The organism is Nitratireductor sp. WH36-1 (assembly GCF_058725515.1).
Genome location: NZ_CM178970.1, coordinates 132,257 through 154,789 on the forward strand (window position 1 = coordinate 132,257; position 22,533 = coordinate 154,789).

Below are 22,533 nucleotides of genomic sequence, written 5' to 3' on the forward strand. Positions count from 1 at the left end.
GCGCTCCCATCATCTCCAGCCCCTATCTCGTTTCGCTTGTCGGGACCGTCAAACAACACATCCAAGTCATTCGGACGCCTTCTCCGTCCTCGCCCCCAAAGCGACCTCGGCTTAACCCTTGGCGGAACTTTTGGCGAACACATCTGCGAACGCTTGGAGAACGGTTCAGGTTTCCCAACACGCCACGGCATTGAAGCTGAACCCCACTCTTGCTCCTGCCGGGCTATAGTGTCAGTCGGCGCGGGGCCGGCAGCACTCAGACGCTTCGGCAGTTCGTCCTGCAAGACACGTAGCCATTCGTCATCCCGCTTCCTGTCGATTTGGAGCCGGCGATAACGCCACCGGAGCCAGTCCATCACTGCCGGAGGCACAGGGGTGGTTGCGTTTCGGGAAAAGAGACCGCTCCTTTGCTGGAACGCCTGCTCATATTCGCCAAGGTCGATTGTACTGCCCGGCTCCCACGGGTCGCGCTTCCACTTCTCGCGCAAACGATTTGCTGCGCGCTTCGCCTCGGCGCGGGTCCAGTCTGTCCACGACAACCTACCGGACAAGAATTGCTCTTTCTGGCGCTCGCGGTATTCATTCGCAGCCTTGGGTCCGGCATGGCGCAGGCAACGACGCGAACCTTTCAAGGGTGCCATTTGGCATACGGAGCCTGTCCGGGTCCGCGCCCCGCAAATCTCTGCGTCTGGTCCGCCACGCCGGACCCGCTGATTAGCTGCCCGAAAGTTTTGTTCGTGTTCTTCTGTGTAGAACCCTGACCTAAGCACGGGTTACTTTCCGGCGGCATAGGGCTGGGGTTGGTTGTTCCGAGCACGGGCCTCGCCCATCCTATATGTGAGGGCAGCAGCCAAGGCTCCGGGGTTGCGTACAGAAAGCGCCATGTCCGGGAGCGAAACAACGCCAGCCTCCGCTACGAACGGTACCGTATTGCGCCACGGGTCTGCCTTCACATCCTGCCATGTGGTGCGGGGCACGTAGCCGAAATCCATATCCGTAAAGACGTCCTTCACCCCCATCGCGGTCCGGTGGAAGTCACTGTTCGCGGCGATACTCTCCGGGGTGTGCGAGACATGGCGAATGCCGTTCGGACCGAACTCAATCTTCCCGAGAGGAAAACTCCGCTCAAGGCTGTCGCCCAGCGCCTCCCCCGCGACGCCAAGGAACCCGGCAGTGTTCCCCACAAGGTCCGTGGCGACCTTGCCTACGCCGCGCGCAGCGTTCAAAGCCCAACTTGGGGGGCTTGAATCTGCCATCTGCATCAAGATTTCATCCGCGGACGCTTGGCGAGCTTCGTTTTCCTGTTCGGCACGCGTGATATACAGCTCAACAAGACGGATTGCCTCCGCTCGGGCAGCCAAGGCAGCCCCTTGCGCATCCGCCTGCCCCCTCGGGCCCCTTGCCGGGGCCATCTCGACCGCTGCGATGTCGGCGTCGATGATTGGGCGCGGCGTGGGCGTCGGGATTTGGGCCGGATAAATCATGCCTGAGTTCATGATGTTGCGCCTCTCTTTTACGGACAGCTTAGCCACTGCCGCGCTATTTTCCATGGGTAGGTATTATAATACCTCCACCAGTGACAACAACGGTAGATGCTGACAGTTGGGGGCAGCAAAGAGTCCTGCATGGCAGGTAGCCAGACACCATCCATGAAAACATGGACTTCAGCGAAAAAGGCCGCGCGCAACCAAACGTTTCGCCGGTCCATCGCAGCCCGGGCCGTAGACACGCTAAACGCGCATGCCAATCTGCGGGGTCTGCGTTACCGCTAGACACTGTGGCTTAGCGCGTCAGATCAAATGCCCGCGAAACCCCCTAAGTCATCGAGGGCGACCAAGCAAATTTTGCATGTCAGTGACGCGATCCGCGCAGCAATCGGCCCAAAGCTGCCGCTCGCAAAGCGATGACGTAATTACCGCTTCGCGCCCCAAGTCGGTCGTTCGACTAACACTTGTGACTTCCCGAAAGCCGACTTTGCTTATGGCGTCGCGAGCGCTAGCCGAGTACCTCTGCATATCCTTCTTGCTCCGCCAGACACCGCCGATTGCCGCACAAATGACCCAGTCATATCTATTGTTGTCAAATAGATATGGCCTTTCTGAGCAGTCGCCCTTCGGACTGGGGTTCGCGCGCGCCTTATCATGTAAGATAGCCCTTCGTCACAACCGCCGGTCATACGCCATAGCCCGCTTCGCTTCTGCTCAGGCATGACCGGATTGGTTCCGCTTGCCATCTTTTGGGCTTCTCCGCTAGAAAAGCTGCCGCTGATCCCTGCTGCCCTACACCGGCGATTGTCTAGGCTAGGTATAACAGTTACACATAGCAGTAAAGTTACACATAGCAGTAAGATGTATTGAGATTCCGGGGGGGGGGAGGGGTAGAATGGCAATTAAAGAGAATGCACTGAACGCGTTCTTTCGGACCCGACACGAGCAGGAGTCACTTGCGGCGGCGCTCGACGAGGTGTTCGACGTAACATACGGCTCGTATCAGTTCGGGCAGGCGTTCTGGCTTTGCCAGCCGAAACCGTTCGCGGCCGAAAGATTCGGCCTTCAGCGCGAGGTTATCGCAGTTTATTCGCCGCATGCGCGGGCTGACGCACGGCTGCTGACGGCGCTTGAGAACATCTCTCGTGCACCGGAGTTTCGACATCGGGTGGAAAACGTAGTCGCACTGGTCATCTACGAGGGCGACAAGGCGTCGATCGAGAGCTTGGCAGCCCAGAGCAAGGACTGGGTGATCGTTCCCCTGTCGGCGACGGAACTGAAAAATAGAGGCGCACAGACCTTCCTCATCCGATTGAGGATGGCGGCAACGATTGGCCGCTTCGATCTCTTCGGGATGTCTTCGCCAATCAAGCACGACAAGTACTTCTATGGGCGGGATGCAATCGTCCAAGAACTGGTGCAGCGAGCGTTAATCCGCAAGGAGCAGTCCGGACTCTTCGGGCTCCGTAAGACTGGCAAGACGTCCGTACTGTTTGCGGTCCAGCGACGGCTTTCCGAGAAGGGTGCCATTGCCGAATACGTAGACTGTCAAAGTCCCGGCATCTACGGTAGCCGTTGGTGGGCGGTACTCGAGGAACTCTGCCGCCGAATGCTGGAGGCTGCGGAGAAGAGCGGGTGTCCTGCTCCTGCGGAATTCTCTTTCGACGCGGGTTGCGCAGCGAACTCGTTTATCCGAACGGTGAAGTGGATACAAAACAAGTCTACGGTGATGCAGATCGCACTCCTCCTAGATGAGGTTGAGTTCATCACTCCGGGTATCGCCAATAATCTCGGCCAGCATTGGGACAGCGACCACCTGCCATTGTGGCAGACGATCCGATCCGCATCGCAAGAGACGAAGGGCTTTCTTACCTTCTGCGTGGCTGGGGTGAACCCATCTAGCGTGGAGCAGTCGCACTTCGATCAGATTCCCAATCCGATCTTCCAGTTGGCGGTGCCGTTCTACCTAGACCCACTGACGCGTCCCAACGTGCGCGAGATGGTTCGGGCTATCGCTAAATATTCCGGTGCCGCGCTCGACGAGGACTGCTTTGATCTACTGAACGCGGAATACGGCGGACATCCCTATTTGATCCGGCTCGCATGCAGCGAGGTTCTGCGTTCGCTTGGCGAACTGCCAGTCGACAAAAAGATAAGAGTTTCGAAGTCCAACTTCGAAACGGCCAGGGATAAGATTGCTGTCCGCATAGCTCAGCCGATTAAGGATATCATGTTGTCCCTAGTGTGGTGGTATCCAGACGAATATGAACTGCTGTGCCTTTTGGCAGACGGCGATACTGCGTTCGTCCAAGATTTTTTGGCTGCCGAGCCCGAGAAGGCGTCTCGCTTCGCGCGCTACGGCTTGCTGGAAGCCGACAATGGCTCATTCGCCATCAAGGAGCTTCGATCCTTCCTCGTCAATTCTGGACTAGAATACAAGAAGGCGATTTCGCCGTTCACTCGTGGCGACCTTCCCTTAGAGTACCTGCCCGAGGAGCCGAATATCGCTGATCTCGCCGCGCTTTTCGAACGTAGGACTGAAGTCGAATATGCACTACGCAAGCTGCTGATAACTGTTTTGGAGTATCGATTCGCATTCGATGAGGCAAAGGTAGCAAACGCGATCAGCGGGGCGTTACCGAAAGGCAACGGCGACAGGGCGCAGCTTTTTGTCGGAAGGTTACCAAAGAACGCCGTCAACGAACTCTATCTGAGCGATTTGAAGCCTGTCTTCGTTAAAAACTGGGACAATTTTTCTGCTTACTTTGGAGCAAAACCCTCCAGATTCGAGATGAACCTCGATACAATTAACCTCGCCCGACGATACGAAGCTCATACCAAGCCAGTTAGCGCAAAGGACTTTGAGGACTTTCAAAATAGCTATTCTTGGATGAAGACACGGCTTCATAAGGTGCCAGGGCTCATTCCGGAGCCAGTGGAATAAAATTCCTAAACATGCGCCACCTTCAATCCAAGCACTTAAGATGAGGTGGCGTTGCTATCATCCGCGCTCCTCTTCCCGCGACGCTAGATAACTGCCTGCATCCGGTTTCAAGGAGCGCTCGATGATCATTTAGGGGCAGGAATGACGCGCGAAGCTGGCATCCCTACTTAGGAGGGGTATAGAGGGCAATGGAGTAGATATAGCTCTCATCGCTATCCCGCATGTCCCGCCAGATGAGATTCGAACCGATATCGAATGTCCGCTTTATCGGTCGTGATCGTCGGAACCGGACTGAAAGCTTCCGCCCCCTCCGATCATTCGTGCCGGCCGCAGCAAACGTCTGCTCTCCGCCCAATGCGGCCATCGCCGCTCGCTCGTTTATGAGCACACTCACCAGCTCACTTCTGTCCGGAGCCGACGGGCTCAGCGGCCAATCATTCGGCTGAACATCGCGCAGGCGAGGGCCATGCCGGGAATTCCCGGCAGGCGGATCAAGGCGTTTTCCGCGAAGAAGAGCAGGGCAGTTTCCACGCCGCAAGTCTCGGATGCGGGCGGGAAAATAGCGCCGTCGTTTCGTTTGTCTATTCTGTCAAAAAGTTGAAAATGCGCGCGTTTATGGCGCGTGGGATAGAAGAGATTTCCGGCGCGCGCCGGGGTAGGCCGGGGGGTGGGGTCCGGCTCCGGTCCGGTCCGGTCCGCCGGGTCCGTGGACCTGCCCACGGCGAGGCATGTTTATTAGTTCAACTGTGGGCAGGTACGCCACTGCTGAAAACGCGCTCATCGTCTCACAGTCTACCGCTGCCAAACGATTCGGGGTATCGGCATACCTGTATCTCCCGTCGTCGCTCAGGAACAAAGCGCAGTTCATGACGCGCCTAGCAAGCCTGTTTTAGGGGCAGATTAGGGGCTAGAAACCCCACTTGGCGAGCAACTTGTTGATTTCACTAGATGAACTGGTGGAGCCAAGGGGAGTCGAACCCCTGACCTCTTGAATGCCATTCAAGCGCTCTCCCAACTGAGCTATGGCCCCACACTCCGGCGATTTGGCCGGTCGCCGTCTCCGGCGAAGAGGTCCGGCCGGCCCGCTGGGCCAACCGTGTGGGCGGCTTCTAAACCCGCCCGGCGGGAAGATCAAGCCCCGTTTTTCGCCTGTGCGTCGATTTTAACGCTGGCTGGGGTTTTTCTTCCCGCAGGTGCTGAAAAATCAGCTTTCGTCTTCGTCGTCGCCAACGCCGATAATGTCTTTCATATCGTCGTCGTCGTCATCATCGTCCTCGTCGAGGAACGTGTCGTCATCATCGTCGCCGAGATCGACATCATCGTCGTCGTCATCGTCGTCGAGATCCGGGATTTCCGACTTCTTGCTGGAGGTCGCCTCATCATCGGCATCCTCGAGCGAAACCACTTCGGGGCCTTCGCCCTCGCCATCCACTTCCTTCTCTTCCACTTCCTCTTCTTCTTCCACGGAAGTGTCGGAGACAGCTTCAAAGAAGCTGCGCGGATAGGTCTGCCCCGTATAGGGCGACACGATCGGATCCTTGTTCAGATCGTAGAATTTACGGCCCGTCTCCGGGCAGATGCGTTTTGTTCCGAGTTCCGGTTTAGCCACCTTGCTGCCTCATCGTCTTGCGGTCGGCCCAGCCTGCGACGGCTCCATCGCGGCCGGCACCGGAAGCGCTTCCTGCCTACTTGAAAATTTTGGTCCCCATAACGGCAAGTCGAGCACCTGTCAAAGCTTAATGCGAACCCTGGATTATGCCTCTCCTGCGAAGGCGCACTCTCTTTACAACCCCGTCAGGGGCCATCCGTCAACCGGGGGATGACCAGCTATCGCCATCATGCTAGAGCCAGCTGTGAAAATCCTCGAATAATCTGCCGCCCGGCAGCATGCATATCGCCAAGGACCACGCAATGCACGATCATGAACCGCGCCCCATGAGCGCCAGCAAATCCGACGCCCTTTCCGGCCGGGCCCGGGTGCCCGGCGACAAGTCGATCTCGCACAGGGCGCTGATGTTTGGCGGCCTGGCTGCGGGCGAGACGCGCATCACCGGCCTTCTGGAAGGCGAAGACGTTCTGCGCACCGGCGAGGCCATGAAGGCCATGGGCGCGAAAATCGAAAAGCGCGGCGATGAATGGATCGCCATCGGCACGGGCAACGGCGCGCTGCTGGAACCCAAAGAGCCGCTCGACTTCGGCAATGCCGGCACCGGCGTGCGCCTGACCATGGGCCTTGTCGGCTCCTACGACATGACCACGCGCTTCATCGGCGACGCCTCGCTTTCCAAGCGCCCAATGGGCCGCGTGCTCGATCCGCTGAAGGAAATGGGTCTGCAGGTCGTTTCCGCCGAGCCGGGCGACCGCCTGCCGATCACGCTGCGCGGCCCCAAGCACGCTGCCCCCATCAGCTACCGGGTGCCGATGCCGTCTGCACAGGTGAAATCCGCCGTGCTTCTGGCCGCGCTGAACACGCCCGGCGTGACCACGGTGATCGAACCCGTTGCGACCCGCGACCACACCGAAAAGATGCTGGCCGGCTTCGGCGCATCACTGGAAGTGGAGACCGACGCCGACGGCGTGCGCCACATCCGCATCGAAGGCCAGCCGACGCTGACGGGCCAGACCATCGCCGTTCCGGGCGACCCGTCCTCGGCCGCTTTCCCGCTGGTGGCGGCGCTGATCGTGCCGGGCTCAGACGTGGTCATCGAAAACATGTTGATGAACCCGACCCGCACCGGCCTCGTGACCACGCTGATCGAGATGGGCGCGAATATCGAGATTCTCGACCGCCGCAATGAGGGCGGCGAAGACGTGGCGGATCTGCGCGTGCGCGGCTCCGAACTGAAGGGCGTGACCGTGCCCGAAGACCGCGCGCCGTCGATGATTGATGAATACCCGGTGCTCGCCGTGGCAGCCTGCTTTGCCGAGGGCGACACGCTGATGCAGGGGCTGGAAGAGCTGCGCGTCAAGGAATCCGACCGGCTTTCCGCCGTTGCCGACGGCCTCAAGGCCAATGGCGTCGACTGCGAAGAAGGCGAAGCAACCCTGCGCGTGACGGGCCGCCCCGGCGGCAAGGGCCTTGGCGGCGGAACGGTCAAGACGCATCTCGACCACCGCATCGCCATGAGCTTCCTCGTGATGGGCCTGGCGAGCGAGAAGCCGGTGACCATCGACGACCAGGCGATGATCGCAACCAGCTTCCCCGACTTCACCGCCCTGATGACGCGACTGGGTGCAAAGCTGGACTGACACGAAAAACCTGCACGGGAGGAAACGGCATGAGCACCGGGAAAACAGCCATGATTGTCGGCGGCGGCAGCGGCATGGGCGCTGCTGCAGCCCGCAAGCTGGCCGAAAACGGCTATCAGGTCGCCGTCATGTCGTCCTCCGGCAAGGGTGAGGCGCTGGGCAGGGAACTGGGCGGGCTGGGCTTCACCGGCTCCAACCTTTCCACGGATGACCTCAAGCGCTTCACCGATGCGACGATGGAGCGCTTCGGCCGCATCGATGCGCTGGTGAATGGCGCTGGCCACGGCCCCAAGGGCGACGTGCTGGCGCTTTCGGACGGGGACTGGCACACGGGCATGGATTTCTACCTGCTCAACGTGGTGCGCGCGACACGGCTCGTCACCCCGATCATGCAGGCGCAGAAATCGGGCTCGATCGTCAACATCTCCACCTACGCCACGTTCGAGCCGGAAGCCGCATTCCCCACATCGGGCGTGTTCCGGGCAGGGCTGGCGGCCTTCACCAAGCTCTTTTGCGACAAATATGCCGAAGACAATCTGCGCATGAACAACGTGCTGCCGGGTTTCATCGACTCGCTGCCCGAGAAGGAAGAACGGCGCTCGCGCATCCCCATGGGCCGCTACGGCTCCGCAGAAGAAGTTGCCGAACTCATCGCCTTCCTGGCCGGCGAGAAGTCGGGATACATCACCGGCCAGAACATACGCATCGACGGAGGCATAACGCGCTCGGTATGACGGGAATGCCAGACAAGTTCACCATCGCCATCGACGGCCCCGCCGCTTCCGGCAAGGGCACGCTCGCACGCCGGCTGGCCAGCCAGTATGGCCTGCACCATCTCGACACCGGCCTCACCTATCGCGGTGTGGCCAAGGCGCTGATCGACGCGGGCGAACCGCTGGACGATATTGCGATTGCCGAACGCGCGGCGCGCGCGCTCGATCTGGGCGCGCTCGATCGGGCGGTGCTTTCCGCCCACGGCATTGGCGAGGCCGCCTCGAAAGTGGCTGTGATGACGCCGGTGCGCACGGCGCTGGTGGACAAGCAGCGCGCCTTCGCCGCAACCCCGCCGGGCGCGGTGCTCGACGGCCGCGATATCGGCACGGTGGTATGCCCTGAAGCCGATGTGAAGCTCTATGTTATCGCGAGCCCCGAGGTGCGCGCGACCCGACGCTGGCGTGAAATCGGGGCCGGCGGTGGCACTGCCGACTATGCCCGGATCCTGGCCGATATCGAGCGGCGGGACGCCCGCGACATGGGTCGCGAGGACAGTCCGCTGAGGCCCGCGAACGATGCGCACTTGCTCGATACGAGCGAAATGGATATAGAGACGGCGTTTCAGGCTGCCTGCAAACTGGTGGATGCCAGGCTGGCGGCTCGAAAAGAAGACTGAGAAAAATCGTCTGCCACGCATTCTTTGCGCCGGATCTGCCGCTCAGGCGGCCATAGAGCGATCCGCTCGGATGCGTGGCTGGACAAACGCAACACGAACCACCGGCGCTTTGCCCCGTTTTGAAAAACAGGGCGTTTCAGGAGCATCAATGTCAGAATTCAATCCGTCTCGCGATGATTTCGCGAGCCTTCTCGAAGAATCCTTCAACGAACGCGACGCCGCTGAAGGCTCCGTCGTAAAGGGCATCGTCACCGCCATCGAAAAAGACATGGCGATCGTCGATGTCGGCCTCAAGGTCGAGGGCCGTGTCCCGCTGAAGGAATTCGGCGCGAAGGGCAAGGAATCGGACCTCAAGGTCGGCGACGAAGTTGAAGTCTATGTCGAGCGCATCGAGAACGCGCTTGGCGAGGCAATGCTGAGCCGCGAGAAAGCACGCCGCGAGGAAAGCTGGGTCAAGCTGGAAGCGAAGTTCAACGCCGGCGAGCGCGTCGAGGGCTTCATCTTCAACCAGGTCAAGGGCGGCTTCACCGTCGATCTGGACGGCGCCGTGGCCTTCCTGCCGCGTTCGCAGGTCGACATTCGTCCGATCCGCGACGTCACCCCGCTGATGCACACCCCGCAGCCCTTCGAAATCCTCAAGATGGACAAGCGCCGCGGCAACATCGTCGTGTCCCGCCGCACGGTTCTCGAAGAGAGCCGCGCAGAGCAGCGCTCCGAGATCGTCCAGAACCTCGAAGAGGGTCAGGTGGTCGAAGGCGTGGTCAAGAACATCACCGACTACGGTGCGTTCGTTGACCTGGGCGGCATCGACGGCCTGCTGCACGTCACCGACATGGCATGGCGTCGTGTCAACCATCCGACCGAGATCCTCAACATCGGTCAGACGGTCAAGGTGCAGATCATCCGCATCAACCAGGAAACCCACCGCATCTCGCTGGGCATGAAGCAGCTCGAAGCCGATCCGTGGGACGGCATCGGCGGCAAGTACCCGCTTGGCAAGAAGGTTCTGGGTCGCGTCACCAACATCACCGACTACGGTGCGTTTGTGGAGCTGGAGCCGGGCATCGAAGGCCTGATCCACGTTTCGGAAATGTCCTGGACGAAGAAGAACGTTCATCCGGGCAAGATCCTTTCCACCACGCAGGAAGTCGAAGTCGTTGTGCTGGAAGTGGATCCGGTGAAGCGCCGCATCTCGCTGGGCCTCAAGCAGACGCTCGAGAACCCGTGGGAGGCATTCGCCCGCAACCACACCGTCGGCTCCGTTGTCGAGGGCGAGGTCAAGAACAAGACCGAGTTCGGTCTGTTCATCGGCCTGGACGGCGACGTGGACGGCATGGTCCACCTTTCCGATCTCGACTGGAACCGTCCGGGCGAGCAGGTGATCGAAGAGTACAACCGCGGCGACGTGGTGAAGGCGCAGGTTCTCGACGTGGACGTCGACAAGGAGCGCATCTCTCTCGGCATCAAGCAGCTTGGTCATGACTCCATCGGCGAAGCCGCTGCTTCCGGCGAACTGCGCAAGGGCGCGGTTGTGACCTGTGAAGTGACCGGCGTGAAAGACGGCGGCCTCGAGGTTCTGCTGGTCGATCACGACGTCGAGAGCTTCATCAAGCGCTCCGACCTGTCGCGTGACCGTGCAGAGCAGCGCCCCGAGCGCTTCTCCGTCGGCCAGAAGGTGGACGCCCGCGTCACCGTCTTCGACAAGAAGACCCGTCGCATCAACGTCTCGATCAAGGCGCTGGAAATCGCCGAAGAGAAGGAAGCTGTCGCACAGTTCGGTTCCACCGACTCCGGCGCTTCGCTCGGCGACATTCTGGGCGCAGCCCTGAAGAAGCAGGGCGGCGACGAGTAATCGTCAGCCGATCAGGCCTGAAAACAAAGACCCCGCCGGAGCGATCCGGCGGGGTTTTTTAATGCCTGTCTTTTTGAGATGAAGCAGGTTTCCTCAAAATCAAATACAGAACATAACGCAATCTATTTATTCGAAATACCAAGTTGACCAAATGGAAATTCGCATTATTTTAAAGAGCGCCGCTAATTGCCTAGTAAAAATTAGAATTTTTCAAATCTATTATGAAAAATATGCTTAGCTTCTTACCTTTGGCATCCGAAACCTCATAACCCCACGACCACAAACGCAAACTACTCCTGCGCCTCAGACGCCGCCGGAGCTGCATTTGATACAGCCTTCGCCATCTGGCGACGCCTTCTTCTATGCAAATCAACGGGATCGCCGACGAATGGCAATATAGTTTTTATTCAAGAGAGAAAATTATGATAAAAGCGATTCAGTTTGCCTTCGCATTGATTACAATTGCCGTTGCAAATTTTATAATCTACGAAGCGCTCCAGGATAAATGCGTTCTGCCCATCGTTCTAGGCGTGTCAAACGCCCTTGTGATAACGCACTTATCCCACCTTCAAGAGAAAATGAAATTCTTTACTTATAAATAGAAGCCGTGAACCGGCCATAATACCAGGAAACGCCCGATAACCTCCCTGCGCCATTCATGCAGGTCCTCGACAGGCTTGCGAGCGGATGGCCGCGGCCCTGAGCACCGCCGAACGCCCTTCCCTGGAATCCGGGCTGCACAGGGCGCCCGGACTGCCCGCCACCTTTGTGGCTACCGCGTAAAAGCGAAAAGCCCTCATCAGTGTGGCGGCTCGCCACAGGCGCGTCGCCGGCCGTTTTCTCATCCAGTTCCATGAATTGTTCCCAGAGGCGTTCAAAGCGTTCGAGCCCATCTAAGGCGCCTCCTTCACGCGCCACTGGCTGGCGTGTCCCGCCGAAGGCTCTTCGACGGGCCTCTCGTTGCCGTCTCTCAGGGCAGCCGCCACGGGACTTCACCATCCCTTCAGGGCTCTTGCAAATTAAGTTACCATAAGTATATAGCGATTGCACAACACGCGGCATGCCGCAAACCGTGGACAGGATCATGCAGTTCGTAAACCAGGCCGCTGACCGGCACACGCGGGCCTCAGCACCCGCCCGCCCCCGCTGCACCCATTGCCCTCCCGCGATGGGATAGATCGCGGGTTGACGGCCAGGCTTACACGCACCGTCTCTCTTCCGGTCTTACACATACGAACCCCAACGCAGGCTCAAGCGCCCGCGCGTTGAACTTCGACCCAATTCCTCCCCATTCCCAAATCCCCCCCCATTCCCGAATCCCCCATGGAGAACCCCATGCTGAAAATGACCCCGGTCACCATCGAAACGGCCGATGAAGCCGCCACCCCGACCCTCGAAGGCTTCAAAGCCCAGTACGGCATGGTGCCGAACTTCTTCGGCGCGCTCGGCATCGATGGCGCGACGCTCAATGGCTATCTGGCCTTTCAGGAAGCCGTGGAGGCAGCCAGCCATCTGTCCGTCCGCGAGCGTGAGATGATCTCGCTCGCCGTGGCCAACAGCAATGGCTGCCATTACTGCGTCAGCGGACACACTTTCTCGGGCAAGAAAGCCGGCATGAGCGCCGAGGAATGCGTCGCCGCACAGCGCGGCGAGGCGGATGACGCCTGCGAACAGGCGGTCATCGACCTGGCGCTCCGCCTGATTGCACAGCGCGGCAATCTGGAAACGCATGATTTCGAACGCGCCGCACAGGCCGGCATTTCGGAGAAAAAGCTGATCCAGATCTGCGCATGGACAGCGATGAACAGCTTCAGCAACTGGGTCAACAACATCGTGCAGCCGAAAATCGACTTCCCGAAAGTGCCGCTCCAGAACCGCGACTGACATGCAGACCGGCGGGCGGTCACCGCGCCGCCCGCTGGCCCGCATGATCGCGATTGTCTATAAGGCAAGCCATGTCAGGCCAGCAAAATCAGGATAGCGCCACCCCGCGCAAGCGCCTCAAACGCGAAGACCGCCGCAACCTCCTTCTCGACCTTGCGGCGGACATTCTGGCCACCAGGGGTTCCGATGCGCTAACGCTCCAGACGCTGGCCGAGGCCGCAGGCGTCACCAAACCTGTCACCTATAGCCAGTTCGGCACCCGCATGGGGCTGCTGCTCGCGCTCTATCGGCGCTATGATCAGCGGCTCTTTGCCGATCTCGAAGCCGGCATGGCCCACCGCCCGCCCACGCCCCGCGATGCTGCAAACATGTTCGCCGACAGCTATATCGCCTGCATCACACGGCACGGGCGGGTTTACGAAGCGACCATCGCCGCCCTGCGTTCCTACCCCGAGCACGGCACGATCGGCACGGAAATCCGCACCGCTTTCTGCGATATGCTGACACGGCTTCTCGCCCCCTGCTTTCCGGCAGGCGACATGCCCGCGCAGGCCCGGATGATCGCGCTGTTCGGGGCCGTGGAAGAACTGGCGCGCGCGCTGCTCGACGGGCAGATATCCGAACACGCCGCCCGCACCGAGATGCGCCGGGCTTTCGAGGCGCTGGTGACACCGGAAGCGTGAGCCCGCGTGGAACAGCCCGTGAAAATGGCAAGGGTGACACCCCTCACCAGTGCGGCGGCTTCGTCACCGGCACGTCGCCCGCCGTCTGCTCTTCCAGTTCCATGAAGCGCTCGGACAGGCGCTGGAGTTTTTTCTTCAGCGCCTCCATCTCGCGCCACTGGCGGGTGAGTTCCGTCGAAAGCTCTTCGATGGTCTTTTCCTGCTCGGCGGCCAGGATTTCGAGCAGGGTGATCCGGTCTTCCGTCATGGCACGCTTCTTTCTGCGGTTTCGGTGCATTCTCGCGCCGGGAAATTGACAAGCAAGGCCCGATTTGTCGAGAGTGCCCCAAGGGACGTTTCGTTGCTGCCGCGCAGCGCGCGGTTGGCAGGTGGCGGAACGCCGTGATACTGCATTTGACCAATTGATAAAAACGGGGAAGTGGGTCGCCGATGGCTGACACGGCAATCGAGCTCAAGGGCATCAGCAAGAGCTTTGGGGCGGTTCACGCAAACCGCAACATCGATCTGAAGATCACCGCCGGAACGATCCATGGCATCATTGGCGAGAATGGGGCCGGCAAATCGACACTGATGTCGATCCTCTACGGCTTCTACCAGGCCGACAGAGGGCGCATCGAGGTGGCCGGCAGGAAGGCGACCATCAACACGCCGAGCGACGCCATCGCGCTGGGCATCGGCATGGTGCATCAGCACTTCATGCTTGTGGAGAATTTCTCCGTTCTGGAAAACGTCATTCTGGGGGCCGAGGGCGAAGCGCTGCTCAACACCTCCATCGCCAAGGCCCGTTCGGAGCTTGAGCGGCTGGAGCGCGACTACGGGCTGGAAGTGGACCCCGATGCGATCATTGAGGATCTGCCGGTGGGCCTGCAGCAGCGCGTGGAGATCCTGAAGGCGCTTTATCGCGGCGCTGACATTCTGATCCTCGACGAGCCGACCGGCGTTCTGACGCCTGCCGAGGCGGACCATCTGTTCCGCATTCTGGAGCAGCTAAAGGATGAGGGAAAGACCATCATCCTCATCACGCACAAGCTGCGCGAGATCATGGCCATCACCGACAATGTGTCGGTCATGCGCCAGGGCACGATGGTGGCCACTCGCAAGACCTCCGAGACCAATGTGGAAGAACTGGCCGAGCTCATGGTGGGCCGGCGCGTTCTGCTGCAGGTGGAAAAGGGCGAGGCGACGCCGGGTGACGTTCTTCTTTCGGTCAAGGGACTGACGGTCAAGGATTCGCGCGGCGTCACCATGGTCGACAACCTGTCGCTGGATGTGCGCGCGGGCGAGATCGTCGGCATTGCGGGCGTGGCCGGCAACGGCCAGTCGCAGCTTCTCGACGCCATCACCGGCGTGCAGAAGGCGGTTTCGGGAACGGTGACGCTGGATGGCGAACCGGTGGACCTGACGGGTGCGGCCGACCCTGCCGACCTGCGCGAACGCGGCATGGCCCATGTGCCGGAAGACCGCCACCATGTCGGTCTCGTGCTGCCTTTCGAGGAAAACGAAAACGCCATGCTGGGCTATCACCGGCAGGCAAAATATCTGAACGGCCCTTTCCTCAACATTGAGGCGATCCGCGCCGATGCGCGCGAGAAGATCGAGAAATACGATATCCGCCCGCCGGACTGCCGGCTGAAGACGGCCAATTTCTCCGGCGGCAACCAGCAGAAGATCGTGCTGGCCCGAGAGATCGAACAGGACCCGAAAGTGCTGATCGTCGGCCAGCCGACGCGCGGCGTGGATGTGGGCGCGATCGAGTTCATCCACAAACGGCTGATCGACATGCGCGACCAGGGCAAGGCCGTTCTTCTGGTCTCTGTGGAGCTGGATGAAATCCGCTCGCTGTCCGACCGCATTCTGGTGATGTTCGCCGGCCGTGTCGTCGGCGAGCGCGGACCCGAAGCAAGCGAAAGCGAACTTGGCCTGCTCATGGCCGGCGTCGAGGAAAAGGAGGCGGCGGAATGAGCGCGCCCTATGCGAAACTGCCCGCCTGGGCCGATTACGGGCTGATCCCGCTGATCAACCTCGCCGTGGCCTTTCTGGTGGCCGGCCTGGTGGTGATGCTGGTTGGCGAAAACCCGATCCGTGCTGCGGTCATCCTGGTGGATGGCGCGCTCGGACGCGGGCAGAACATCGCCTACACGCTCTATTACGCGACGAGCTTCATCTTCACCGGCCTTGCGGTGGCGGTGGCCTTTCACTGCAGCCTTTTCAACATCGGTGGCGAGGGACAGGCCTATGTGGGCGGGCTCGGCGTGGCCCTGGTCTGCCTCGCCTTCGACAGTATTCTGCCCTGGTGGCTCGTGTTTCCGCTGGCCATTGTCGGCGCGGCGCTGTTCGGCGCGGCGTGGGCCTTCATTCCCGCCTATTTCCAGGCAAAGCGCGGCTCGCACATCGTCATCACGACGATCATGTTCAACTTCATCGCCGCCAGCCTGATGGTCTATCTTCTGGTGAACGTGCTGAAGCCGGCCGGCGCGCAGGCCCCGCAGACCCGCAACTTCCTTGAAGGCGGGCAGCTGCCCAAGCTCAACTGGATGCTTGAGGCCATGGGCTTCACCATCCGCTCCGCGCCCTTCAACCTGTCGTTCCTGCTGGCGCTGGCTGCGGCGTTCTTCGTCTGGGTGCTGATCTGGCGCACACGGCTCGGCTATGAGATCCGCATGCGCGGCTACAGCCCCAAGGCGGCCCGCTATGCCGGTGTGAGCGAGACGAAAATCATCATCATCACCATGCTCATCTCCGGCGCGCTCGCCGGCATGATGGCGCTCAACCCGGTGATGGGCGACCAGAACCGGCTGCAGATCGACTTCGTTACCGGGGCCGGTTTCGTCGGCATCGCGGTGGCGTTGATGGGCCGGTCGCATCCGGCCGGCATCGTGCCGGCGGCGATCCTGTTCGGCATGCTCTATCAGGGCGGTGCGGAACTCGCCTTCGAGATGCCCAACATCTCGCGCGACATGATCGTCATCATCCAGGGCCTCGTGATCCTGTTTGCCGGTGCGCTGGAGCATATGTTCAGACCGTCCATTCAGGCCCTTTTCGCAAGCCTTGGCTCGCGTTCGACAGGCCTTGAGGCGCAGCAGGGAGAGGGTAGCTGACATGGACTTCTTTCACGCCCTGATCCTCGTTCTCGATTCGACCGTGCGGCTTTCGGTGCCGCTTTTGCTGGCCGCACTTGCCGGGCTTTATTCGGAGCGCTCCGGCGTCTTCGACATCGGCCTTGAAGGCAAGATGCTGGCGGGCGCATTCGCGGCCGGCGCAGCCGCCGCCGTCACCGGTTCCGCCTGGGCCGGTCTCGGCGCTGCGATGCTGATCTCCATCTTTCTCGCGCTGGTGCATGGCTTTGCCTCCATCACCCATCGCGGCAACCAGATCGTTTCGGGCGTCGCCATCAACTTCATCGCCGCCGGCTCCACCATCATTCTGGGGCAGGCCTGGTTCCGGCAGGGCGGGCGCACGCCATCGCTGCCGGGCGAGGCGCGTTTCGGTGCGATCGAGTTACCTTTTGCCGAAGCCGTGCGCGATGTGCCGATCCTTGGCGACGTCTATTCCGAGCTGATTTCCGGCCACTCGCTTCTGACCTATGCGGCCTTTCTTCTGGTGCCCTTCACCTGGTGGGTTCTGTTCCGCACCCGCTTCGGCCTCCGGCTGCGCGCGGTGGGCGAAAACCCGGCTGCGGTCGACACGGCGGGCATCTCCGTTTCGTGGCTACGCTACCGGGCCGTGATCTGCACCGGCATTCTCACCGGCATGGCCGGCGCCTATCTCTCCATGGCGCAGAATGCCGGCTTCGTGAAAGACATGACGGCAGGACGCGGCTTCATCGCGCTCGCCGCGCTGATCTTCGCCAAGTGGAAGCCTGTGCCGGTGATGTTCGCCTGCCTGCTGTTCGGCTTTCTCGATGCCTTCGCGATCCGCATTCAGGGCACGCCCCTGCCCCTCATCGGCCAGGTGCCGGTGCAGTTCATGCAGGCCCTGCCCTACATTCTGACCGTGGTGCTTCTGGCCGGCTTCATCGGCAAGGCCATTCCCCCGCGCGCCGGCGGCGTGCCCTATGTGAAGGAGCGGTGATGAGCGCCGAAGACCTGTTTGCAGCCGCCAGCGCGGCGATGCAGAACGCCTACGCCCCCTATTCGCGCTTTCCCGTGGGGGCTGCGGTGAAGACCGAGGCCGGCGCAATCCACGCAGGCTGCAACATCGAGAACGCGTCTTACCCGGAAGGCTGGTGCGCCGAGACCACCGCGCTTGGCCATCTCATCATGGCGGGCGGTGGACGTGTGACGGAGATCGCCGTGGTGGCGGAAAAGATGCCGAAGATCATGCCCTGCGGCGGTTGCCGCCAGCGGCTGGCGGAGTTCGTTACCGACGATGCCCGCCTGCATCTCTGCGACACCAACGGGGTGCTTGAAACGGTTCCCTTCTCGGCCGTGTTCCCGCGCGGCTTCAGCTTCGAGGATGGCAAATGAAAGAAGCGGTGGACCTTCTCACCGAACGACTGAACGGCCTCGCCCCGCAGCTTGCGCTGGTGCTTGGCTCCGGGCTCGGCGGTCTTGTGAACGACGTCGAAAACCCGGTGCGGATCTCCTATTCCGAATTACCCGGTTTTCCGCAAAGCGGCGTGACCGGCCATGCGGGCGAGATTGTCGCCGGACGGCTTTCGGGCACGCCCGTGCTGATGCTTGCCGGTCGCGCGCACTATTATGAACATGGCGATGCGGCGGCCATGCGCCCGGCGCTGGAAACCCTGTGGGGCATCGGCATCACCCAGATGATCCTGACCAATGCTGCGGGATCGCTGAGGCAGGACATGCCGCCCGGCTCGGTGATGCTGATCGAGGATCACATCAATTTCTCCGGCATGAACCCGCTGATAGGCGAGGGCAGAGACCGGCGCTTCGTCGGCATGAGCGAGGCCTATGATGCGGGCCTGCGCGCCAGCCTCGAAGCCGCGGCTGAAAAGAGCGGCGTCGCGCTGCACAAGGGCGTCTACATGTGGTTCTCCGGCCCGTCCTTCGAGACGCCGGCGGAAATTCGCATGGCGCGCACGCTGGGCGCGGACGCGGTGGGCATGTCGACCGTGCCGGAAGTGATCCTCGCGCGCTATTTCGGCCTTCGGGTCGCGGCCTGCTCGGTCATCACCAATCTGGGGGCGGGCATGAGCGCGGGCGAGCTGTCGCATCAGGAAACCAAGGACATGGCTCCCATTGGCGGCCAGCGTCTCGCAACGGTTCTCGGCCAGCTCTGCGCCGACGGCCTGCCAACAGGCTGAGGTTACCCATGCTGCCGCAGGAGATCATCCGCAGGAAGCGCGACCGTCAGGCGCTCACCGGTGAAGAGATCGCAGATTTCGCTCACGGGCTCACCCATGGCACGTGGAGCGAAGGGCAGATCGCGGCGCTGGCCATGGCAATTTTCCTGAACGGCATGACGGCTGAGGAAGGCGCTGCGCTGACCATCGCCATGCGCGATTCCGGCAGTGTTCTCGACTGGTCGGACCTGCCCGGCCCGGTGACCGACAAACACTCCACCGGCGGGGTGGGCGACAATGTCTCGCTGATGCTCGCCCCCATCGTGGCGGCCTGCGGTGCTTTTGTGCCGATGATCTCCGGACGCGGGCTTGGCCATACGGGCGGCACGCTCGACAAGATGGATTCCATTCCCGGCTATACGAGCCAGCCGGACGAAAAACTGTTCGCCAGAACCGTGCGCGATGTGGGTTGCGCGATCATCGGCCAGACCGCCGATCTCGCTCCCGCCGACAAGCGTTTTTATGCCGTGCGCGATGTGACCGGCACGGTGGAATCGATCCCGCTCATCACGGCGTCGATCCTTTCCAAGAAACTGGCCGCCGGCCTTTCGTCGCTGGTGCTCGATGTGAAATCGGGCAATGGCGCGTTCATGGATGACGCCCGTGCGGCGCGCAAGCTGGCTGACAATCTGGTGCGCGTGGCGGGCGAAGCCGGGCTTCCGGCCACCGCGCTTGTGACCGACATGAACCAGCCGCTTGCCTCTGCTGCCGGCAATGCCGTGGAAGTCGTCAACGCCGTCGATTTTCTGACGGGCAGGAAACGCGACCGGCGGCTTCTCGACGTGACGCTGGCGCTCGCCGGCGAGATGCTTCTTTCCTCCGGCGTGGCAGCCACCACGCGCGAGGCCTTCGACTGGGCGCATGACGCGCTGGAAAGCGGACGGGCAGCGGAACTGTTCGGCAGGATGGTACACACGCTCGGCGGGCCGGCGGACTTCGTCGAGGCTGCCGACAGGCACCTGCCGAAGGCGAAGGTGATCAAGCCCGTGCTCGCGGAAGAGGACGGTTTTGTCGGCGCAATCGACTCGCGCGCCGTGGGCATCTGCGTGATCGAACTGGGCGGCGGACGACGCACGCCCGAAGACGCCATCGACCACTCGGTCGGCCTGACGGAGCTTCTGCCCGTGGGCGCGGAGTTGAAGCGCGGAGAGCCGGTCTGCATGGTGCATGCCGCATCCGACGACGACGCGGAACGGGCGCGCAGGGCGGTTATGAAAGCCTATTCGGTCGTGGATGCGAAACCGCGCACGAAGAAAACCATCCTGCGCCGGGTGACAGCGGAAGTCTGAGAACTGCCCTACTGCTCCAGAATCAGCGCGCGATCTTCCACCCGATAGCGCGCGAGACGCTCTAGGAAGCTCATGCCAATGAGCACACTGTCGAGCGCGCGATCCTCAAGCACCAGCGCTTCGACATTCTCGATATAGATGCGACCGATCTGAAGGTTTTCGATAACGGCGGCAGCAGCACTGGCCTTGCCATTGGCCGTGCTGACTTCATATTTGAAATCGCTCGCGGTGAGATTCAGGCCGATCCGGCGCGCGGTGCTCCTGTTGATCGCCACATAGGTCGCGCCCGTATCGATCATGGCCTTCGTGTGACGGCCATTGAGCTTGAAGCGTCCGACGAAATGGCCGGACCTGTCGGCCGCGATGCTGACCCGCTTGCCGAGAAGCACGGAGGTCTTGCCGCGCTCCGGCGCGGGCGCGCGAACCATCGCGACCTGCTGAACCTCCTCCACAGGCGTCTCTTCAAGCGCGCTGCCAAGAAGGCTCCGATAGAAATCCGGATTGCTCTGGTAAAGCGCGGGGATTGCCCCCGCAGCTCCGATAACGATACCGAGCATGACCACCTTGCGAACCATATGCGCCTTCCACCCCTTCAATCGGGAAGACCCTATGCCGCAACGGCAACCATTTTTTTAACGGCGCGGACAACCGCGCCGCTTGGTTAAACGAGCGTTATTTCGTTCCGTACATCCGGTCGCCGGCATCGCCCAGACCCGGCACGATGTAGCCCTTCTCGTTCAGGCATTCATCGATGGACGCGGTGAAGACCGGCACGTCAGGGTGCGACTTGCGGAAGTTCTCGACGCCTTCGGGCGCCGCCAGAAGGCAGAGGAAGCGCAGATTGGTCGCGCCGCGCTCCTTGAGCTTGTCGACGGCGGCGATGGCGGAGTTGGCCGTGGCCAGCATCGGGTCAACGACAATCACCAGGCGGTCGCCCAGATTGCTCGGAGCCTTGAAGAAATACTCGACCGCCTCAAGCGTTTCGTGGTCGCGATACATGCCCACATGCGCCACGCGTGCGGCGGGAACGAGATCCAGCATGCCGTCCAGCAGGCCGTTGCCGGCGCGCAGAACCGAGGCGAAGACGAGCTTCTTGCCTTCGAGCGTGGGCGAGTCGATCGGCTGAAGCGGCGTTTCGATGCGCCGTGTCGTCAGCTCCAGATCGCGCGTGACCTCATAGCAGAGCAGCAGCGAAATTTCGCGCAGCAGACGCCTGAAGCTGGCGGTCGAAGTCTCCTTGTCGCGCATGATGGTGAGCTTGTGCTGGACAAGCGGATGGTCGACGACGGTCACGCCCTGCATGTGCTGTTCCCCGAATGCTTGAAATCCTGTCGATATTAACGGCACGTGGCCGCGCAGGATACCATAAGGCTCACTGAGCCACAGTTTTATGGCCCAGCGCTGCAAGCAGGCGCGTGCGGGTGGCCTCATCGACAAACGCGGCTTCGATGGCCGTTTGCGTGATGCCGCGAAGCGCCGTGTCATCGAGCCCGAAATGCGCCTTCGCCACCGCATATTCATGCGCGAGCGACGTGTGGAAATGCGGCGGGTCATCGGAGTTGAGCGTCACGCGACAGCCGGCGGCCATCAATTGCGGCAGAGGATGGCTGGCGTAGTCGGGAAAGACCTTCAGCACGATGTTTGAAACCGGGCAGACCTCCAGCACCACCCCCTCATCCACCAGACGGCGCACCAGATCCGGGTTCTCGATGGCGCGCACGCCATGACCGATGCGTGTGGGGCGAAGATGGTTCAGCGCCGCCTCGACGCTCTCCCAGCCGGCCAGCTCGCCTGCATGAACCGTGATGCCCAGCCCCGCCTCGCGTGCAATGTCGAACGCGGTCTCATAATCGCGCACATTGCCGAAACGCTCTTCGCCCGCCATGCCGAAACCGGTGACAAGCGGATGCTCGCAGGCAACCGCGAAGCGCGCTGCATCTTCCACCGACACTGCCCCGAAATGGCGCACGCCGGTCACGATGATGCGCCCCTCTATGCCGGTTGCGGCGCGCGCGCGCTCGATGCCCTCGCCAAGCGCGTTGGTGTAGGCCATGCGCGAAAGCCCGGCGCGTTCTGCATGATCGGGCGAGATGAATATCTCCGAATAGATCGCGCCGTCTTTCGCCAGGCTGGTCAGATAATCCTCAGCGAGAAGCGCATAGTCTTCTTCGGTTCGAAACAGGCTGGCGGCCTCGTCATAAGCGGCGAGAAAGCTGGTGAAATCATACCAGTGATAGGCCCCGTCGCGCAGGAAGTTCGATGTGTCGACGCCGTATTTGCGCGCCTGGGCAAGGACGAGATCGGGGGAAGCGGCTCCCTCGATATGGCAGTGAAGCTCGGCTTTTGCGACCATGTGTGCTCCATTTTAACCAGTCCGCTGGCGCGGCTGTTCATCGCGGTTTTGACAATAGCGCCGCGAACGGCAATGGGCTATGGTCCCGGCGATT

Annotated in this window: 19 protein-coding genes and 1 tRNA gene; 13 read left to right on the forward strand and 7 right to left on the reverse strand. The window is 61.3% G+C overall.

What is annotated here, in order from left to right; all coding sequences use genetic code 11:
• Window positions 1–773 precede the first annotated feature (773 nt).
• Entirely contained in the window at window positions 774–1,532 is a 759-nt protein-coding gene (locus AC4PTT_RS00590; protein ID WP_492161920.1) for a hypothetical protein, read from the reverse strand.
• A gap of 850 nt (window positions 1,533–2,382) precedes the next feature.
• On the opposite strand from AC4PTT_RS00590, the gene AC4PTT_RS00595 reads away from it, so the two are divergent.
• Entirely contained in the window at window positions 2,383–4,431 is a 2,049-nt protein-coding gene (locus AC4PTT_RS00595) for an ATP-binding protein (RefSeq protein ID WP_492161921.1), read from the forward strand.
• Window positions 4,432–5,385: 954 nt separating this feature from the next.
• Here AC4PTT_RS00595 and AC4PTT_RS00600 read toward each other — a convergent pair.
• Both AC4PTT_RS00600 and AC4PTT_RS00605 read right to left on the reverse strand, forming a co-directional pair.
• Window positions 5,386–5,461 (reverse strand) — tRNA-Ala (locus AC4PTT_RS00600).
• Between the two features lie 174 nt (window positions 5,462–5,635).
• Window positions 5,636–6,040: a TIGR02300 family protein gene (locus AC4PTT_RS00605; protein ID WP_113153747.1), complete on the reverse strand. Its 405-nt coding sequence runs from the start codon at window positions 6,038–6,040 to the stop codon at window positions 5,636–5,638.
• A gap of 302 nt (window positions 6,041–6,342) precedes the next feature.
• Between AC4PTT_RS00605 and aroA the strand changes: the two genes are divergently transcribed.
• From aroA to AC4PTT_RS00635, 6 genes are all read left to right on the forward strand, one after another.
• The gene (aroA, locus tag AC4PTT_RS00610; protein WP_113156111.1) at window positions 6,343–7,680 is read left to right on the forward strand and encodes a 3-phosphoshikimate 1-carboxyvinyltransferase; all 1,338 of its coding nucleotides are present in this window, start codon (window positions 6,343–6,345) and stop codon (window positions 7,678–7,680) included.
• Window positions 7,681–7,709: 29 nt separating this feature from the next.
• Window positions 7,710–8,414: an SDR family oxidoreductase gene (locus AC4PTT_RS00615; RefSeq protein ID WP_113153746.1), complete on the forward strand. Its 705-nt coding sequence runs from the start codon at window positions 7,710–7,712 to the stop codon at window positions 8,412–8,414.
• The gene (gene cmk, locus AC4PTT_RS00620) at window positions 8,411–9,070 is read left to right on the forward strand and encodes a (d)CMP kinase (protein WP_492161922.1); all 660 of its coding nucleotides are present in this window, start codon (window positions 8,411–8,413) and stop codon (window positions 9,068–9,070) included. Before AC4PTT_RS00615 ends, cmk begins: the two co-directional genes overlap by 4 nt.
• Before the next feature lie 148 nt (window positions 9,071–9,218).
• Complete coding sequence (gene rpsA / locus AC4PTT_RS00625) at window positions 9,219–10,922, forward strand: 30S ribosomal protein S1 (protein WP_113153744.1); 1,704 nt, start codon at window positions 9,219–9,221, stop codon at window positions 10,920–10,922.
• A 1,335-nt stretch (window positions 10,923–12,257) separates the two neighbouring features.
• Window positions 12,258–12,806 (forward strand): carboxymuconolactone decarboxylase family protein, encoded by a 549-nt coding sequence (locus tag AC4PTT_RS00630; protein ID WP_162742217.1) that lies wholly within the window; start codon window positions 12,258–12,260, stop codon window positions 12,804–12,806.
• A 71-nt stretch (window positions 12,807–12,877) separates the two neighbouring features.
• Entirely contained in the window at window positions 12,878–13,489 is a 612-nt protein-coding gene (locus AC4PTT_RS00635) for a TetR/AcrR family transcriptional regulator (RefSeq protein WP_492161923.1), read from the forward strand.
• A gap of 43 nt (window positions 13,490–13,532) precedes the next feature.
• Here AC4PTT_RS00635 and AC4PTT_RS00640 read toward each other — a convergent pair whose 3' ends face one another.
• Entirely contained in the window at window positions 13,533–13,736 is a 204-nt protein-coding gene (locus AC4PTT_RS00640; protein WP_492161924.1) for a SlyX family protein, read from the reverse strand.
• 182 nt (window positions 13,737–13,918) lie between these two features.
• Here AC4PTT_RS00640 and AC4PTT_RS00645 point away from each other — a divergent pair, with 182 nt between their 5' ends.
• From AC4PTT_RS00645 to deoA, 6 genes are read left to right on the forward strand one after another with little or no spacing between them, the layout of a single operon-like run.
• Complete coding sequence (locus AC4PTT_RS00645) at window positions 13,919–15,451, forward strand: ABC transporter ATP-binding protein (protein WP_113153739.1); 1,533 nt, start codon at window positions 13,919–13,921, stop codon at window positions 15,449–15,451.
• The gene (locus tag AC4PTT_RS00650; RefSeq protein WP_475084902.1) at window positions 15,448–16,587 is read left to right on the forward strand and encodes an ABC transporter permease; all 1,140 of its coding nucleotides are present in this window, start codon (window positions 15,448–15,450) and stop codon (window positions 16,585–16,587) included. The genes AC4PTT_RS00645 and AC4PTT_RS00650 overlap by 4 nt, the downstream gene beginning before the upstream one ends.
• Before the next feature lies 1 nt (window position 16,588).
• On the forward strand, window positions 16,589–17,560 hold the full coding sequence (locus tag AC4PTT_RS00655) for an ABC transporter permease (protein ID WP_113153737.1): 972 nt from the start codon (window positions 16,589–16,591) through the stop codon (window positions 17,558–17,560).
• Entirely contained in the window at window positions 17,560–17,955 is a 396-nt protein-coding gene (locus AC4PTT_RS00660) for a cytidine deaminase (RefSeq protein ID WP_113153736.1), read from the forward strand. Before AC4PTT_RS00655 ends, AC4PTT_RS00660 begins: the two co-directional genes overlap by 1 nt.
• Window positions 17,952–18,758, forward strand: coding sequence for a purine-nucleoside phosphorylase (locus tag AC4PTT_RS00665; protein WP_492161925.1), 807 nt, complete (start codon window positions 17,952–17,954; stop codon window positions 18,756–18,758). Before AC4PTT_RS00660 ends, AC4PTT_RS00665 begins: the two co-directional genes overlap by 4 nt.
• Window positions 18,759–18,766: 8 nt before the next feature.
• The gene (gene deoA / locus AC4PTT_RS00670; RefSeq protein WP_492161926.1) at window positions 18,767–20,086 is read left to right on the forward strand and encodes a thymidine phosphorylase; all 1,320 of its coding nucleotides are present in this window, start codon (window positions 18,767–18,769) and stop codon (window positions 20,084–20,086) included.
• A gap of 8 nt (window positions 20,087–20,094) precedes the next feature.
• Here the strand turns inward: deoA and AC4PTT_RS00675 are convergent, their stop codons facing one another.
• The 3 genes from AC4PTT_RS00675 to AC4PTT_RS00685 all read right to left on the reverse strand — a co-directional run bounded on the left by AC4PTT_RS00675 (window position 20,095) and on the right by AC4PTT_RS00685 (window position 22,439).
• Window positions 20,095–20,661, reverse strand: coding sequence for a TIGR02281 family clan AA aspartic protease (locus tag AC4PTT_RS00675; protein ID WP_206546542.1), 567 nt, complete (start codon window positions 20,659–20,661; stop codon window positions 20,095–20,097).
• Between the two features lie 97 nt (window positions 20,662–20,758).
• On the reverse strand, window positions 20,759–21,388 hold the full coding sequence (gene upp, locus AC4PTT_RS00680; RefSeq protein WP_113153732.1) for a uracil phosphoribosyltransferase: 630 nt from the start codon (window positions 21,386–21,388) through the stop codon (window positions 20,759–20,761).
• A 70-nt stretch (window positions 21,389–21,458) separates the two neighbouring features.
• Entirely contained in the window at window positions 21,459–22,439 is a 981-nt protein-coding gene (locus AC4PTT_RS00685) for an adenosine deaminase (RefSeq protein ID WP_492161927.1), read from the reverse strand.
• Window positions 22,440–22,533 lie beyond the last annotated feature (94 nt).

What these genes read in the sequence shown, in the direction of transcription:
- AC4PTT_RS00595 (WP_492161921.1), top strand. Translation starts at nt 2,383, where the DNA reads ATGGCAATTAAAGAGAATGCACTGAACGCGTTCTTTCGGACCCGACAC.
- aroA (WP_113156111.1), top strand. Translation starts at nt 6,343, where the DNA reads ATGCACGATCATGAACCGCGCCCCATGAGCGCCAGCAAATCCGACGCC.
- AC4PTT_RS00615 (WP_113153746.1), top strand. Translation starts at nt 7,710, where the DNA reads ATGAGCACCGGGAAAACAGCCATGATTGTCGGCGGCGGCAGCGGCATG.
- cmk (WP_492161922.1), top strand. Translation starts at nt 8,411, where the DNA reads ATGACGGGAATGCCAGACAAGTTCACCATCGCCATCGACGGCCCCGCC.
- rpsA (WP_113153744.1), top strand. Translation starts at nt 9,219, where the DNA reads ATGTCAGAATTCAATCCGTCTCGCGATGATTTCGCGAGCCTTCTCGAA.
- AC4PTT_RS00630 (WP_162742217.1), top strand. Translation starts at nt 12,258, where the DNA reads ATGCTGAAAATGACCCCGGTCACCATCGAAACGGCCGATGAAGCCGCC.
- AC4PTT_RS00635 (WP_492161923.1), top strand. Translation starts at nt 12,878, where the DNA reads ATGTCAGGCCAGCAAAATCAGGATAGCGCCACCCCGCGCAAGCGCCTC.
- AC4PTT_RS00640 (WP_492161924.1), bottom strand. Translation starts at nt 13,736, where the DNA reads ATGACGGAAGACCGGATCACCCTGCTCGAAATCCTGGCCGCCGAGCAG.
- AC4PTT_RS00645 (WP_113153739.1), top strand. Translation starts at nt 13,919, where the DNA reads ATGGCTGACACGGCAATCGAGCTCAAGGGCATCAGCAAGAGCTTTGGG.
- AC4PTT_RS00650 (WP_475084902.1), top strand. Translation starts at nt 15,448, where the DNA reads ATGAGCGCGCCCTATGCGAAACTGCCCGCCTGGGCCGATTACGGGCTG.
- AC4PTT_RS00655 (WP_113153737.1), top strand. Translation starts at nt 16,589, where the DNA reads ATGGACTTCTTTCACGCCCTGATCCTCGTTCTCGATTCGACCGTGCGG.
- AC4PTT_RS00660 (WP_113153736.1), top strand. Translation starts at nt 17,560, where the DNA reads ATGAGCGCCGAAGACCTGTTTGCAGCCGCCAGCGCGGCGATGCAGAAC.
- AC4PTT_RS00665 (WP_492161925.1), top strand. Translation starts at nt 17,952, where the DNA reads ATGAAAGAAGCGGTGGACCTTCTCACCGAACGACTGAACGGCCTCGCC.
- deoA (WP_492161926.1), top strand. Translation starts at nt 18,767, where the DNA reads ATGCTGCCGCAGGAGATCATCCGCAGGAAGCGCGACCGTCAGGCGCTC.
- AC4PTT_RS00675 (WP_206546542.1), bottom strand. Translation starts at nt 20,661, where the DNA reads ATGGTTCGCAAGGTGGTCATGCTCGGTATCGTTATCGGAGCTGCGGGG.
- upp (WP_113153732.1), bottom strand. Translation starts at nt 21,388, where the DNA reads ATGCAGGGCGTGACCGTCGTCGACCATCCGCTTGTCCAGCACAAGCTC.
- AC4PTT_RS00685 (WP_492161927.1), bottom strand. Translation starts at nt 22,439, where the DNA reads ATGGTCGCAAAAGCCGAGCTTCACTGCCATATCGAGGGAGCCGCTTCC.